The sequence below is a fragment of the Klebsiella sp. V115_8 genome, from assembly GCF_029967715.1.
Classification (GTDB): Bacteria; Pseudomonadota; Gammaproteobacteria; order Enterobacterales; family Enterobacteriaceae; genus Klebsiella; species Klebsiella quasipneumoniae.
On sequence record NZ_JASCAR010000043.1, the window covers coordinates 171,711 to 186,250 of the forward strand.

Genomic DNA, 14,540 nt, shown 5'->3' on the forward strand with positions numbered 1-14,540 from the left:
GTCAGGCCGATCAGTTATAGGTCACCACGAAGGTCGCGCTGGCGTTCGCCTCGCCCGCTGTCAACGCGAGTCGCTCGGCGGCTCGCCGCGCCGTGAGACGTAATCCCGATAGTCCTCGCCAACATAAATCTGCCGTGGCCGGTAGATGGTCAGCGGCGCCTGGTGCATCTCGTTCCAGTGCGCCACCCAGCCGACCGTCCGTCCGACCGCGGTGACCACCGCAAACATCGACGAAGGCAGATTCATCGCCTTGAGGATCACCGCGGTATAAAAATCCACGCTCGGCGACAGGCCATTTTCCACAAAGTAGGGGTCGGTCAGCGCCACGTCCTCAAGGGCCATCGCCACCTGCAGCAGACGGTCGGACATTCCTACCTCCGCCAGTACCCGATGGCTGGTTTCACGCAGGATATCGGCGCGCGGGTCGCGGTGACGGTAGCGTGAGTTGCCAAAACCGAGGCGGCGAAATGCCTGCGGGTCGCGTTTTGCCTGACGCAGAAACGCCGGAACCTGATCGACGCTTTCAATCTCTTCCAGCATCCGCATGCTCGACTCATTGGCGCCGCCGTGCATCGGTCCCCACAGCGACGCTAGCCCGGCGGCGACGCAGGCGAATAAGTTCGCCCCGGAGGAGCCCGCCGCGCGCACCGTGGTGGTGGAGGCACACTGCCCGTGATCGGCATGCAGGACCAGGATCTGGTTCATCGCCTGTTCGATGACCGGATTGAGGACGTACTTCTCGGCCGGGATAGCAAACAGCATCTGCAGGAAATTGCCGGCATAGGAGAGATCGTTGCGCGGATACGCGGCGGGTTGTTCAATGGTGTACTTGTAGCTCATGGCGGCGATAGTGGGCATTTTCGACAGCAGCCGCGTGGCGGCCAGCGCCCGGTGCTCCGGATTTTCCACATCCAGGACATCATGATAGAACGCCGCCAGCGCCCCCACCAGGGCGCACATCAGCGCCATCGGGTGCGAATCGCGACGAAAGCCGCTGCACATGCGGGCTATCTGCTCATGCACCAGGGTATGGCGGGTGATGGTCTCGCGAAACGTTTGATAGCTGGCCTCATCCGGCGCGTCGCCCCGCAGCATGATGTACGCCACCTCGAGAAAATCACACTGGCGGGCCAGCTGGTCCACCGGATAGCCGCGGTGCAGCAGCACGCTGTTTTCCGTATCGATCCACGAGATCGCCGACTGGCATCCGGCGGTGTTGGCGAAGCCGGGGTCGTAGCTGCAGAATCCGGACTGATTCAGCTCGCGTATGTCGACCCCCACGTGGCCCCGGCTTCCCGGCACCTGCGGCAGGGTGATGGGCGTCGGTTGCCCGGCAATAGAAAGCGTTAACGGTGTGGTGCTCATCCTGTCAGTTCCCCCAGCAGCTTATCAGCGACCTGAAGTCATTCTTCAGGCGGAAAGACCAACATAACCAATGTGATGCAGCTTATTCATTGATGTCATCACTATAACGCTGACAAAGAGGATATTTTGCTGGCCTGCCCGGGGAAACAGGCCGTCTTTCCCCACCCCACCGCTGGATAGCGGCACAAATCGCCAAGGATAAAGGCGATCAGCGCTGTCAAAATTTACGCTGAGTAAAGAAAGGATGAAGAGGAGCTACCATGAATTTTGTGCTGTCGATGACCCTCATCTGCATCGCTATCGCCTGGCTGATGATGAGCCTGCTACCGGTGTAGACGCAGTGCTAACCGCCACGCCAGTGGCCTGGATAACGCCTCATTCAATGGATTTCCGCCGTGGTCTTCGCCTCTGAAGTTTCAGCAGAGTCATACAAGAAGTACTGGTCGCATATCAGGCTGTTGCGGTTTCCCGGCGAGGGGTAAGCTAAAGGCCCACTGTTAAGGAGGTGATATGTCTGGACTGATCAACCCACATGCGGCCCCGGAAGAAGCAGCCTATGCGCTGATAATTGAGCTCGTTCGCGCCCAGCGCGTGCCGCAATATGAAGGCGATATTTCCGGCCTGCTGGCGATGTACGACGAAGCCGTTAACCATTTTAAAGAGACAGAGACCAAGCGTTAGGCGTGGGCGTCGTTGTGCTGGGAAAGGGTGACGCCTGCGGGAGACGCGCAGGCGTTGGCTGGATAACGGCTTGAGTTATCAGCTGCCGCGGTAGGTAGAGTATCCGTACTGACTGAGCAGCAGCGGGATATGCAGTTTTTGATTTTGCTTTGTGACATTGAAAATAACCGGAACCACCGGGAAGAACGTATTCATGTTTTGGCTTTTAAAATAGTCACCAGTTTTAAACGTCACTTTATACACCCCCGGCTCCATATTTTCCGCCTGCGGATAGAGCGATTTAATCCGCCCATCGGCATCCGTTTTGCCGGTGGCAATATGCTGCCAGCTCTCCCCTTGCTGCTTATCCAGCTCAATCTGCACCCCCGGCGAAGGGAGCCCGGTTTGCTGATTAAGAATGTGTACGCTGAGCGTGCCCTCTGGCGCCGCCAGCGCGCTGAAGCTGAGCAGGGAAATTACGGAGGCGATAACTAATTTCATAATCGTGACCTTTTGGGCAAGTGAAAGTGCCCTAACTATAGTCAGCGCGGCGGGGAAAAAAATTAAACTTTTTGTTATCAGATTGCGGTGATGGGGACTGTCCCCATACACAACACGCCAAACCGGTTTTGTCGTGAGAAGAGGAAGTGTCTTATGTGTAAGTAACCCCGTGCTCTGCGTAACAGGATACGGGGCACTTAAACTGTCAGAGAGGGGAAATAGATTAGCTCGGGTCAAATATCACAAGGTTAAAGAATATACGCCGTGGCCTCTCCCCCCCTCTAACAGAACAGTGCTCACTGAAAATGGCCTGCCGTATTCGAAATAATCATTTAATATTATTTAAACGACTATTCCAGTGGAAATAATCACCTGGCGCAGATATTAATTATTATCATTGATTCTCTTGTCGCCACGCCTTCACCATCTCCTTTGTTACCTCTTTCTTGTAGCAAATGGGTGAATACCCACCCGCTTTGCTCCAGGCACTGCGGCCACCGCACGAGCTGCCGTTCCGCGCGGTATTGAAGGGACAGGCACAGGTGCCGGGGTAGGATGCGACAGAGTCATCAATAATTCTTTGCCTGACCTGATCATCGCTTAAGGCATTCGATTTGGCGATAGAAATATCTGATGCAAAGACAAACACAACAGCGAATACGGAGATGGTGACGAATTTGATGTTCATTTGGATCTTTCCAGGTCGAAGATGAACATCGAGGGTATGCTTTCAAAAAGTATTGAATATTGATCTTTAGCAACTGTCATTCGCGCCAGCTTAAAATGCGATACCTAGCCCCGGTAGCATAAATTAAAGTTATGAAGAGTGTTAGCCTGTTTATTATTTGCCTGCAAACATTTATTGCAGAAAGAAATATTTTTCAGAAAATGAAATTAATCAATAAGGTGACCAGATTACGGAAAATCGCTATCCAGCGATAGTAACGTGTGAGACGCTAGCCCCAAGACAATGACGCCATTTTTGCCGCCAGCGACACAAAGACGACACAGAGAGGAAAATAGTCTGGATGAAGATTAGTATAACGTTTTGATTCAAAATGGCACCTACAGGATTAAATATAATATATCAACTCACTGATTTAATTAAATTAAATGAGTTCAAAGAATTATATATACCCCCAAATGTACCCCCATAAAATTTTCTATAGATGAACATTGGACATTTTTCGTGCAATTTTGAACTCATAGCACCTCTTCACTTGTCGGAAATACCCACCGGCACAAAATCGCAGCAAAATTTATGTGCGGAAAAATTTCTCTATATGCATGCAAAATGTGTTGGTTCGGTTGGTTCAGTTGCCTCAAAACGTAAAGACCATTGTTTTGGTTGAGTATTTTTAAAAAAATTGAACCAACACCACCTGATTTTGAACCAACAAATTGTGGATTGAACCAACATTTGCGATGTTTCAAACGCCAAAATCATACGTTCTGCCGCTGATCACTGATTCTCTTACGCCACTCCTTGATCATTGGACAACAAGTGGATGATATCTGGACGATTGAATCTACATCGGCACATAACCAGGAGTAATCCTCTGCATTTCTGATACGCCACTTGCTAAAAACCTCACCATTTTTAATACATATGGTTGAATTAATTAATGAAAAAAGCTTTTGGTAGGAAAGAGTTGTTGCTGGTGGTACCGTTATCGATGAGTACTATCGACCGTCTTGAACACAACGGTCAGTTCCCAAAACGCTTTTATATTACCGACGGACGCTGTGCCTGGGATGGAGATGAGGTCGAACAGTGGCTTGACGAAAGAAAGGCAACAAACACCGGTAATTTTGGTGGAAAAAAGCCACCTGTTGACAAGAGAGTTTCTCGCCCGGTAAGTAAGGCAACGTGATGCAGTTGGCACATTGCTTACGCAGATCCTCTGCACCGGGCGATACGTTCGCCAGCAGCTCTCGCCGGCGGATATAACGCAGAAGATAGTAGCCAGCTTGATGCCGGCCACCCTTGAGACCATAAGTCGGAAGAGAAGCAAACCTATCACTACCCTCTGAAGACAAACTACCGTGAGCACATCCACAGTCCCGAGGGAGTCAACGGTCTTGTTGAGCACTCCATGCTGATGGATATGCTGAACAAGATGGATGCCGACGGGCATAAGGGTGCCGGCGCCGCGGCGGAGTTAACGACTATGTTCTGCTACATAGCTGGCGTCAGCAAGTGCTGTGAGAAATCGAGACGCACGCACAGTACATAATGAATCAAGTACATACCTTCTGACGGAGAGATAGGCCGCATGGGAGCGCATTACTAAGGTTCTATCTGTATCACTCTGGTTCACTCTGTTTCATTGCGTCCTTGCTCAAATTTGATTAAGATTAAGCCAACGGTACCCAACCAAATGTTGAGTTGATTTGCGGAGATGTCCATGTCGAAAATAGTTGCTCTGAACGCGGATGAAGAACAAGGCAAAAAGCCTTCTATTCGCCAGCGCCGGCTGCTAACTAGAGCTGGCTTGCGTAAGGCCAGGAGAATGACTCATCTCGACGCCCTGGCTGAAAAACTTGGTTATCAGATTGTGCGCGGAACATACGTTGCTTTTCGCCACACAGTTACCGTTGAGAGCATAAGAAAGCTTCCTCATGCCGAGGTAAATTTTGTGCCGCGCGTGAAAAAAATGACCTTTACCGAAGCATGTAACATTTCCCGGGAACTGTCTGATTCGCGTGAAGAGCGCCTGATGAGTGCCAGCTTTGATGGGCCAGAATAAATATTCAGGCGGGGTATATTCAGAGTCAAAGTTTAAAACCAATGAAATATTAAAAGGTTTTAAGGACTCGTTCATATACCATTGGAGATTCGGACACCATCCTGATTTCGGTAAAGATACTCTTTTCCACAAACCACCTTGTGTTTACCCTATCCACTTAAGAAAAGTTCATGTAAATATTGGGTTATATACTAATGCTCATGGATTAAGCGGCACTGAGGAGTGCTGGGATACCTGGTCCACAGGTCGTTATGGACCAGGCGGTTATGAAAAACAGATTCCTACATCTGACGCCTATCTGATTTATGCTGTTTGTGAAAAAAGAAATGTTGGGGTTTTAGATTTTTGGTTTCCGCCAGCTCACAAGGAGGCGGAATTCGAATCATCAGTTCAGTTCGTTGTTGAGCTGGCAGATAAATTTTATGAATCTATCTCTTCGAAACCTATGGGTAGGGATCAGAATCCTTGGCATCCCGATTATTTAGTTAAGAAGCCCGCCTAGCGGGCTTTTTTGTGAGCGTTAGTCGGACTTTGTGACATGTCACGCTAGTTTTTACTATTCAGCTTTGGCGGCTCTTTACAACGAAACGATGCCTGCATAGCAGCTATGACCAAACTCTCAGCTGAGTTAACTCGCTTGTCAGGGTTATCGTTTAAGTATTTATAAACAACATCAGCATATGTCTGTAACCGCCCATTAGGCTGACAAAAAATCTGAGCCCCTTCATTACCATAGGCATCAATCATTGATGCCGCATATCCCATGAATATGCCAGCCTGAAGCCGGTTATCAGGCGTGCTGCGAACCCCCTGCTCAGTTTTTTATACTCTTGGACATATTGGTATAGCTGTTGACCATCGTAGAACTTTGCTTCTGCTGGTAACAAAATTGAGCGCAAGCAATATATTTGGTAATCATTATTATTTTCATCACATGAATTGCAACGGCGGTAACATAAAGGTATTACCCTGATCTGCCTGTAAACTCTACTTATAGCGCTCAAGAGAACCAGATGATAACCATTCCTGCGTGCGTTCAGAATAAGACAGTCTATTCCCTGACGCACACCAAGTAGATTGATAAACGGCGTATGGTTGATACCAAAACAGAGAAAATCTCCGGCCTTTGCATCACCTTCCCGGGCCTGCAGGTACACGTTTCTTACAACTACTGAACCAGCTGAAGCAACACCTAAACCACACATATGAAAGAATGCTTTTACTCTGGCAGCTCATCGTCCGGCAGATACTGCAGGACATAAACCCTAATCTGTCGCCCATCAATACGCGGTGATTTTCTCTGGAAGCCGCGACCTAACGTCGGCGGCGTCAGCATTCCAGCTTTCCTCAGTACTTCGGCAAACTGACGGGCGTTAAAGCCGCGGGCTATCTTCCCTTTGAAGGCCTCAGGGAAGTACCGGGATGGTTCGTCGATATGCTTACCTGGCGCCTAATCATTTAACGGAACATGCGCGTCAAATTGACTCGATTTTTGCAGAATATGTCCCAAATATGTCCCACAAGGAAAAATCAGCGACTGGAGGTGGTTTATAAGTTGTTGATTTTAAATGGCACGCCCTACAGGATTCGAACCTGTGACCTACGGCTTAGAAGGCCGTTGCTCTATCCAGCTGAGCTAAGGGCGCCCTGAGAAGCGAGTGCTTCGCGGAGTGAAACGCCTGGAATTATACGGTCCACGTCGGTTGAGTCAATCCATTTTGCCAGGAAACTGCGGGGCTTATACGACGCTGGCGAAATATCCTCCGCCAACTGTACAAGAAGCATACCACCGGGGCTCTTACGCCAGTAAATCGACTGAGTGGCCAGGCGCAATACACCAATAACCATGCAATGAAAATGGTCAAAAACTGGCTAAATTTGCCCCAGACAGGATAAAACAGCAAACGAGGACTGACAGCGAGGCCGGCTTCTGACAAAATATCCTCATCCCCCTTTCGTAAAGATACAGATGGAATCCTCTCTCTGATGGCAGCAAAAATTATTGACGGTAAAACGATTGCGCAGCAGGTACGCTCTGAGGTTGCGGAAAAAGTGAAGGCTCGCGTTGCGGCCGGAAAACGCGCCCCTGGGCTGGCCGTCGTGCTGGTCGGCAGCAACCCGGCCTCGCAGATTTATGTCGGCAGCAAGCGCAAAGCATGTGAAGAAGTGGGCTTCGTCTCCCGCTCTTACGATCTCCCGGAAACCACCAGCGAAGCCGAGCTGCTGGAGCTTATCGACACCCTGAATGCCGATAAGACCATCGACGGTATTCTGGTTCAGCTGCCCCTGCCGGCAGGGATCGATAACGTCAAAGTTCTCGAGCGCATCGCGCCGGATAAAGACGTCGACGGCTTCCATCCTTACAACGTTGGCCGCCTGTGCCAGCGGGCGCCGCGCCTGCGTCCGTGCACCCCGCGCGGTATCGTGACGCTGCTGGAACGCTACAATATCGACACCTACGGCCTGAATGCGGTGGTCATTGGCGCGTCCAATATCGTCGGCCGCCCGATGAGCATGGAGCTGCTGCTGGCCGGCTGCACCACCACCGTCACCCACCGCTTTACCAAAAACCTGCGCCATCATGTCGAAAACGCCGACCTGCTGATCGTCGCGGTGGGTAAACCGGGCTTTATTCCTGGCGAATGGATCAAAGAAGGGGCGATTGTGGTCGATGTCGGCATTAACCGTCTGGAAAGCGGCAAAGTGGTCGGCGACGTGGTGTATGAAGATGCCGCTGAACGCGCCTCCTACATCACCCCGGTGCCCGGCGGCGTTGGCCCGATGACCGTCGCCACCCTGATTCAGAACACGCTGCAGGCGTGCGAAGAGTACCACGACGTTGAGGAGGCCTGAGATGGCGACATTTTCCTTAGGAAAACACCCGCACGTTGAGCTGTGCGATCTGCTGAAGCTGGAAGGCTGGAGCGAAAGCGGCGCCCAGGCGAAGATCGCCATCGCCGACGGGCTGGTAAAAGTCGACGGCGCGGTGGAAACCCGCAAACGCTGCAAAATCGTCGCCGGTCAGACGGTGAGCTTTGAAGGCCAGAGCGTAACCGTCACGGCCTGACCGCGAAAAGGAAAACGCCCGCTTAAGCGGGCGTTTTTTTATGACTTACTTCCGGCGCCAGGTGGTGCCCTGCGGGCCATCTTCCAGCACGATCCCCATCTCGTTAAGACGATCGCGCGCTGCATCCGCCGCCGCCCAGTCTTTCGCTTTACGCGCGTCCAGACGCTGCTGGATAAGCGATTCAATTTCCGCCACTTCCGCGTCGTCAGCCTGCGCGCCGCTCTGCAGGAAGGCGTCCGGCTCCTGCTCCAGCAGCCCCAGCACCGACGCAAGCTTACGCAGGTGGGCCGCCATGGCGTTCGCCGCGGCCGCGTCCTCGGTTTTCAGGCGGTTTACTTCGCGCGCCATATCGAACAGCACCGAGTAGGCTTCCGGGGTGTTGAAGTCATCGTCCATCGCCTCGATAAAGCGTGCTTCGAAGGCTTCGCCGCCCGCCGCGTCGACGGATTTGTCGGTCCCGCGCAGCGCGGTGTACAGACGCTCCAGCGCCGAGCGCGCCTGCTTGAGGTTCTCTTCGCTGTAGTTCAGCTGGCTGCGATAGTGGCCGGACATCAGGAAGTAGCGAATCGTCTCCGCATCGTAATACTTCAGCACGTCGCGGACGGTAAAGAAGTTGCCCAGCGATTTCGACATCTTCTCGCGGTCAACCATCACCATGCCGGAGTGCATCCAGTAGTTAACGTACTCGCCGTCATGGGCGCAGGTGGACTGAGCGATTTCGTTTTCGTGATGCGGGAACATCAGATCGGAACCGCCGCCGTGGATGTCAAAATGGTTGCCCAGCTGTTTGCAGTTCATCGCCGAGCACTCGATATGCCAGCCCGGACGGCCCGCGCCCCACGGCGACGGCCAGCTTGGCTCGCCCTCTTTCGACATCTTCCACAGAACGAAGTCCATCGGGTTACGCTTGACGTCAACCACGTCGACGCGCGCCCCCGCCTGCAGCTGATCGAGATCCTGACGCGACAGCAAACCGTAGTTCGGGTCCGTCGGCACATCGAACATCACGTCGCCGTTATCCGCCACATAGGCATGGCCTTTGGCGATCAGCTGCTCGGTAATCTCGATGATTTCCGCAATATGATGCGTCGCGCGCGGCTCGCTGTCGGGACGCAAAATATTCAGGGCGTCAAAATCCTTGTGCATTTCGGCGATCATCCGATCGACCAGCGCGACAAAGCTTTCGCCGTTTTCATTAGCGCGCTTAATGATTTTGTCATCGATATCGGTGATATTGCGCACGTACTTCAGCTTATAGCCGAGAAAACGCAGATAACGCGCCACAACGTCAAAGGAGACGAAGGTACGCCCATGGCCGATGTGACAGAGATCGTAAACGGTAATACCACACACGTACATGCCGACTTCCCCGGCATGGATAGGTTTAAATTCCTCTTTCTGGCGCGTCAGTGTATTAAAAATTTTTAACATCGAAGATTCCGTGTAGACGTGTGTGGGTAATGAAGCCTCTATAATACCCATAATTCACACAGGACGCAGCACACATTGCAAGGTGCATCGACCCCCGCGGTTATGCTATAACACCCCCCTATATCTCACCCGACACCGGGTGCTGGCACCACACTCATCGGAACAGGATGCAAAAATGGTTACTTTCCACACCAATCATGGCGATATCGTAATCAAAACGTTTGACGACAAAGCGCCGGAAACAGTTAAAAACTTCCTGGACTACTGCCGCGAAGGTTTCTACGACAACACCATTTTCCACCGTGTTATCAACGGTTTCATGATTCAGGGCGGCGGTTTTGAACCTGGCATGAAACAAAAAGCGACCAAATCTCCGATTCAGAACGAAGCGAACAACGGTCTGAAAAACACCCGCGGCACGCTGGCGATGGCCCGTACTCAGGCGCCGCACTCTGCAACCGCGCAGTTCTTCATCAACGTGGTTGACAACGACTTCCTGAACTTCTCCGGCGAAAGCCTGCAGGGCTGGGGCTACTGCGTCTTCGCGGAAGTGGTTGAAGGCATGGACGTGGTTGACAAAATCAAAGCGGTTGCCACCGGCCGCAGCGGCATGCACCAGGATGTGCCGAAAGACGATGTGATCATCAAAAGCGTCACCGTCAGCGAGTAATTCGTGGCGACACTTTTTATTGCAGATTTGCACCTGCAAACAGAAGAACCGGCGATCACCGCCGGTTTTCTGCGTTTTTTACAGGGGGAAGCCCGTCAGGCGGACGCCCTGTATATCCTTGGCGATCTGTTCGAGGCATGGATCGGCGATGACGATCCGAACCCGTTGCATCAGCAAATCGCTACGGCAATCAAAGCCGTCGTCGACGCCGGCGTGCCCTGCTACTTCATTCACGGTAACCGCGATTTTCTCGTCGGCCAGCGCTTCGCCCGCCAGAGCGGGATGATCCTGCTCGCCGAAGAAGAGCGACTCGACCTCTATGGCCGTGAAGTCTTGATTATGCATGGCGACACGCTGTGCACCGATGACCTGGGCTATCTGGCGTTTCGCGCGAAAGTCCACACCCCGTGGATCCAGCGCCTGTTCCTGGCCCTGCCGCTGTTTATCCGCCGCCGTATCGCCGCCCGCATGCGCGCCGACAGCAAAGCCGCCAACAGCAGCAAATCAATGGAAATTATGGATGTGAATCCGCAGGCGGTGGTTGACGCGATGGAGCGGCATCACGTGCAGTGGCTGATCCACGGCCATACCCATCGCCCGGCGGTCCATGACCTGCAGGCCAACGGCCAGCCCGCATGGCGCGTGGTGCTCGGCGCCTGGCACAGAGAAGGATCGATGGTCAAGGTCACGCAGGACAACGTCGAACTGCTCCATTTTCCGTTCTAATTCCTGCGCGAGCATAATTCCGAAACCGCCTTTTGCCCGGGCGGAGGTATGCGCCTCCCGGCATTCCGCATGCTAGTCTTCCTCGACATCACTCTCAAGGAACGAGCATGAACAGGAAAAAGTGGAGCCAGCCGCTGATCTGGGGAATGATCATCGCGCTCCTCAATCCGTTAGGGATAAGCTATATCGCCTTAATCGGCGTCACTCTCGGCAACACGCTGACGTTTGTCTGGTGCGCCCTGCTGGCGTGGGCCATCTATTTCTATGCCATTTATTTGCTCTGCACCCGCCCTCACGAGAGCCGGTCAGTACAGATCTTTTTACTGATGATGGGCATCCTGATGCTCCCCTGGGGGCTCGTGCTGCTTATCACCTGTATCATGAATGAGAAAAGTGTCGATAAGCCGCGATCGCCGTCCTCGATAAGCGAGACAAAAGACGGCTAACCATGCGCACGCAACCGTTTTCCTTGCCGGCAGTTCATGCTATTCTCTGTGGCCTCTAAAGCAGTGTGAAACACACCCACAGGAGTTTTAAGACGCATGTCTTCCCGCAATAATTCGGCGCGTATCGCCATCGTGATGGGGTCCAAAAGCGACTGGGCTACCATGCAGTTTACCGCAGAAATCCTTGATGCCCTGAACGTTCCGTACCATGTCGAAGTGGTCTCCGCCCATCGCACGCCCGATAAGCTGTTCAGCTTCGCTGAAAGCGCCGAAAGCCACGGTTATCAGGTGATTATTGCAGGGGCAGGCGGCGCGGCGCATCTGCCGGGCATGATTGCGGCGAAAACCCTGGTGCCGGTGCTCGGCGTACCGGTTCAGAGCGCGGCCTTAAGCGGTGTCGACAGCCTCTACTCCATTGTGCAGATGCCGCGCGGTATTCCGGTCGGTACCCTGGCCATCGGCAAAGCCGGGGCTGCAAACGCCGGTCTGCTCGCCGCGCAGATCCTCGCCCAGCATGATGCTGAACTCCACCAGCGCCTGAGCGCCTGGCGTCAGGCGCAAACCGATGAAGTGCTGGATAACCCGGACCCGCGGGGTGCGGCATGAAACAGGTATGCGTGCTCGGTAACGGCCAGTTAGGCCGTATGCTGCGCCAGGCCGGCGAGCCGCTGGGTATCGCCGTCTGGCCGGTGGGTCTGGAAGCCGATCCGGAAGCGGTGCCGTTCCAGCAGAGCGTCATCACCGCAGAAATTGAACGCTGGCCGGAAACCGCCCTCACCCGCGAGCTGGCCCGCCACCCGGCGTTCGTCAACCGCGACGTCTTCCCGATTATCGCCGATCGCCTGACGCAAAAGCAGCTGTTCGATAAGCTGGGCCTCGCCACTGCCCCGTGGCAGCTGCTGGCGGATAAAAGCGAGTGGCCGGCGGTGTTTGCCCGCCTTGGCGAACTGGCGATCGTTAAGCGTCGCGTCGGCGGCTACGACGGCCGCGGCCAGTGGCGTCTGCGGGAAAACGAGATCGATCAGCTACCGGACGATAACTACGGCGAGTGCATCGTCGAGCAGGGGATTAACTTCTCCGGCGAAGTGTCGCTGGTAGGCGCCCGCGCCCAGGACGGCAGCACCGTCTTCTACCCGCTGACCCGCAACCTGCATCAGGACGGTATTCTGCGCGCCAGCGTCGCCTTCCCGCAGGCCAATGCCCGCCAGCAGGAGCAAGCGGAAAGCATGCTGACGGCGATCATGAACGAGCTGAACTACGTCGGCGTGATGGCGATGGAGTGCTTCGTCACCGCCGAGGGGCTGCTGATCAACGAGCTGGCGCCGCGCGTACACAACAGCGGCCACTGGACGCAAAATGGCGCCTCCATCAGCCAGTTTGAGCTGCATCTGCGAGCGATGACCGACCTTCCTCTGCCGCCGCCGGTGGTTAACAGCCCGTCGGTAATGATCAACCTGATCGGCACCGATCTCAATTACGACTGGCTGAAGCTGCCGCTGGTCCACCTGCACTGGTACGATAAAGAGGTGCGCCCGGGTCGTAAAGTCGGCCACCTGAACCTGACCGACAGCGATACAGACCGTCTGAGCGCGACGCTGGAAGCGTTGAAGCCGCTGCTGCCAGCGGAATACGCCAGCGGTATCGTCTGGGCGCAGGCGCAGCTCAGCTAAGCCCTTCGTGCCGGGGATTTGATCTATCCCCTTCCCCGGCACACCTTGAGGCGCGTACAATCCCCCTCTTGCTGTAAAGCCCATTTCTGTTTTGACTTCAGAGGATACCCCATGACCAATGGGACGGATTATCGCGCCATTCTCGCCAGCGATACGCCACTGATTGACGTGCGCGCCCCGGTGGAGTTTAGCCAAAGCGCGATGCCGGCGGCGATCAACCTGCCGCTGATGAATGATGAAGAACGCGCCGCGGTCGGCACCTGCTACAAGCGCCAGGGGCCGGAAGCGGCGCTGGCGCTCGGCCATAAGCTGGTCCAGGGCGACCTGCGCGCCAGCCGGATCCAGGCCTGGCTGGAAGCGTGCGCCCGTTACCCGCACGGTTTCCTGTGCTGCGCTCGCGGCGGCCAGCGCTCGCATATCGTCCAGCAGTGGCTGAAAGAAGCTGGTGTGGATTACCCCCTGATCGTCGGCGGCTATAAAGCGCTGCGCCAGGCGGCGATCCAGGCCACCGACGCGCTGGTACAGCGACCGATCGTGCTGATTGGCGGCTGCACCGGCAACGGCAAAACCCAGCTGGTCTGCTCGCGCCCGGACGGTATCGATCTGGAAGGCCATGCCCACCACCGCGGCTCTTCGTTTGGCCGCACGCTACAGCCGCAGCATCCGCAGGCCACCTTTGAAAACCATCTGGCGGTTAGCCTGCTCAAAAAAGCCGAACAGCAGACGCGCTGGGTGCTGGAAGATGAAGGCCACATGATCGGCGCCAACCATCTGCCGGAGTGCCTGCGCATCCGAATGGCGCAATCGCCGCTGGCGGTGGTGGAAGATCCGTTTGACGTTCGCCTCGAACGGCTGCGCGAGGAGTATTTCGATCGCATGTATCGCGACTTTATCGCCGCCTATGGCGAAGAGAAAGGCTGGCAGGCATATGGCGAGTATCTGCATCACGGCCTGTTCGCCATCCGCCGTCGCCTGGGACTGCAGCGTTTTGCTCAGCTCACTGAACGCCTCGATGAGGCGCTGGCGCAGCAGCAGCGCACCACCAGCACCGAGGCGCACTTCGCCTGGCTGGTGCCGCTGCTGGAAGAATACTACGACCCGATGTATCGCTATCAGTTGGGGAAAAAAGCCGGGAAGATTATTTTTCGCGGCAACTGGCAGGAGGTCGCCGCCTGGCTGGCGGAGTAATCACACCCTCTCTTGTCCCGGCTTGCGGCGTAAACGCCTTAGCCGGGCTACGGGTCCGCAGACGGC

At 54.6% G+C, this 14,540-nt stretch carries 17 protein-coding genes, 1 tRNA gene and 2 pseudogenes; 13 read left to right on the forward strand and 7 right to left on the reverse strand.

The features are described 5' to 3' along the window. Positions 1–60: 60 nt before the first annotated feature. Both QLG03_RS20325 and QLG03_RS20330 read right to left on the reverse strand, forming a co-directional pair. Positions 61–1,365 carry a citrate synthase gene (locus QLG03_RS20325; protein WP_085551193.1) on the reverse strand — a complete coding sequence of 435 codons (1,305 nt, stop codon included), beginning with the start codon at positions 1,363–1,365 and terminating at the stop codon, positions 61–63. 45 nt (positions 1,366–1,410) lie between these two features. After that, positions 1,411–1,551 carry a hypothetical protein gene (locus QLG03_RS20330; protein WP_044521369.1) on the reverse strand — a complete coding sequence of 47 codons (141 nt, stop codon included), beginning with the start codon at positions 1,549–1,551 and terminating at the stop codon, positions 1,411–1,413. 324 nt (positions 1,552–1,875) lie between these two features. Here QLG03_RS20330 and QLG03_RS20335 point away from each other — a divergent pair, with 324 nt between their 5' ends. Then, a complete protein-coding gene (locus QLG03_RS20335; protein ID WP_087827749.1) occupies positions 1,876–2,046 on the forward strand; it encodes an ATP-NAD kinase in 171 nt (56 codons plus the stop codon). A gap of 78 nt (positions 2,047–2,124) precedes the next feature. Here the strand turns inward: QLG03_RS20335 and uraH are convergent, their stop codons facing one another. Then, the gene (gene uraH / locus QLG03_RS20340) at positions 2,125–2,526 is read right to left on the reverse strand and encodes a hydroxyisourate hydrolase (protein WP_008805473.1); all 402 of its coding nucleotides are present in this window, start codon (positions 2,524–2,526) and stop codon (positions 2,125–2,127) included. Between the two features lie 394 nt (positions 2,527–2,920). Next, positions 2,921–3,214 (reverse strand): hypothetical protein, encoded by a 294-nt coding sequence (locus QLG03_RS20345; protein WP_048296911.1) that lies wholly within the window; start codon positions 3,212–3,214, stop codon positions 2,921–2,923. Positions 3,215–4,151: 937 nt separating this feature from the next. Here QLG03_RS20345 and QLG03_RS20350 point away from each other — a divergent pair. From QLG03_RS20350 to QLG03_RS20360, 3 genes are all read left to right on the forward strand, one after another. Continuing rightward, positions 4,152–4,400: an AlpA family phage regulatory protein gene (locus QLG03_RS20350; protein ID WP_072413883.1), complete on the forward strand. Its 249-nt coding sequence runs from the start codon at positions 4,152–4,154 to the stop codon at positions 4,398–4,400. 534 nt (positions 4,401–4,934) lie between these two features. Then, positions 4,935–5,276, forward strand: a complete 342-nt coding sequence (locus QLG03_RS20355; protein WP_114264561.1) for a hypothetical protein — start codon at positions 4,935–4,937, stop codon at positions 5,274–5,276. Beyond that, positions 5,263–5,778 carry a type II toxin-antitoxin system YafO family toxin gene (locus QLG03_RS20360; RefSeq protein ID WP_178944761.1) on the forward strand — a complete coding sequence of 172 codons (516 nt, stop codon included), beginning with the start codon at positions 5,263–5,265 and terminating at the stop codon, positions 5,776–5,778. The genes QLG03_RS20355 and QLG03_RS20360 overlap by 14 nt, the downstream gene beginning before the upstream one ends. A 717-nt stretch (positions 5,779–6,495) precedes the next feature. On the opposite strand, the pseudogene QLG03_RS20365 reads toward QLG03_RS20360, so the two are convergent. Beyond that, positions 6,496–6,690: pseudogene (locus QLG03_RS20365) on the reverse strand (hypothetical protein); the annotation flags it as partial. 8 nt (positions 6,691–6,698) lie between these two features. Between QLG03_RS20365 and QLG03_RS20370 the strand changes: the two are divergent. Continuing rightward, positions 6,699–6,830 (forward strand): annotated as a pseudogene (locus tag QLG03_RS20370) (integrase); the annotation flags it as partial. A gap of 15 nt (positions 6,831–6,845) precedes the next feature. On the opposite strand, the gene QLG03_RS20375 reads toward QLG03_RS20370, so the two are convergent. Next, a tRNA-Arg gene (locus QLG03_RS20375) sits at positions 6,846–6,922 on the reverse strand. A 340-nt stretch (positions 6,923–7,262) separates the two neighbouring features. Here QLG03_RS20375 and folD point away from each other — a divergent pair. Both folD and ybcJ read left to right on the forward strand, forming a co-directional pair. Further along, complete coding sequence (gene folD / locus QLG03_RS20380) at positions 7,263–8,129, forward strand: bifunctional methylenetetrahydrofolate dehydrogenase/methenyltetrahydrofolate cyclohydrolase FolD (protein ID WP_004143017.1); 867 nt, start codon at positions 7,263–7,265, stop codon at positions 8,127–8,129. Position 8,130: 1 nt separating this feature from the next. Then, positions 8,131–8,343: a ribosome-associated protein YbcJ gene (gene ybcJ, locus QLG03_RS20385; RefSeq protein ID WP_004143016.1), complete on the forward strand. Its 213-nt coding sequence runs from the start codon at positions 8,131–8,133 to the stop codon at positions 8,341–8,343. A gap of 45 nt (positions 8,344–8,388) precedes the next feature. On the opposite strand, the gene cysS is transcribed toward ybcJ, so the two are convergent. After that, the gene (gene cysS / locus QLG03_RS20390) at positions 8,389–9,774 is read right to left on the reverse strand and encodes a cysteine--tRNA ligase (protein WP_004204706.1); all 1,386 of its coding nucleotides are present in this window, start codon (positions 9,772–9,774) and stop codon (positions 8,389–8,391) included. A gap of 175 nt (positions 9,775–9,949) precedes the next feature. Here cysS and ppiB point away from each other — a divergent pair, with 175 nt between their 5' ends. The 6 genes from ppiB (at position 9,950) to mnmH (ending at position 14,474) form a co-directional block, all read left to right on the forward strand. Further along, complete coding sequence (ppiB, locus tag QLG03_RS20395; protein ID WP_004151319.1) at positions 9,950–10,444, forward strand: peptidylprolyl isomerase B; 495 nt, start codon at positions 9,950–9,952, stop codon at positions 10,442–10,444. A 3-nt stretch (positions 10,445–10,447) separates the two neighbouring features. Further along, the gene (gene lpxH, locus QLG03_RS20400; RefSeq protein WP_255988373.1) at positions 10,448–11,170 is read left to right on the forward strand and encodes a UDP-2,3-diacylglucosamine diphosphatase; all 723 of its coding nucleotides are present in this window, start codon (positions 10,448–10,450) and stop codon (positions 11,168–11,170) included. A 107-nt stretch (positions 11,171–11,277) separates the two neighbouring features. Then, positions 11,278–11,616, forward strand: coding sequence for a hypothetical protein (locus QLG03_RS20405; protein WP_255988374.1), 339 nt, complete (start codon positions 11,278–11,280; stop codon positions 11,614–11,616). Between the two features lie 96 nt (positions 11,617–11,712). Further along, positions 11,713–12,222, forward strand: a complete 510-nt coding sequence (purE, locus tag QLG03_RS20410) for a 5-(carboxyamino)imidazole ribonucleotide mutase (RefSeq protein ID WP_004151322.1) — start codon at positions 11,713–11,715, stop codon at positions 12,220–12,222. Then, positions 12,219–13,286: a 5-(carboxyamino)imidazole ribonucleotide synthase gene (gene purK / locus QLG03_RS20415; protein ID WP_065812405.1), complete on the forward strand. Its 1,068-nt coding sequence runs from the start codon at positions 12,219–12,221 to the stop codon at positions 13,284–13,286. Before purE ends, purK begins: the two co-directional genes overlap by 4 nt. Positions 13,287–13,397: 111 nt before the next feature. Further along, the gene (mnmH, locus tag QLG03_RS20420) at positions 13,398–14,474 is read left to right on the forward strand and encodes a tRNA 2-selenouridine(34) synthase MnmH (RefSeq protein WP_048296904.1); all 1,077 of its coding nucleotides are present in this window, start codon (positions 13,398–13,400) and stop codon (positions 14,472–14,474) included. Positions 14,475–14,540 lie beyond the last annotated feature (66 nt).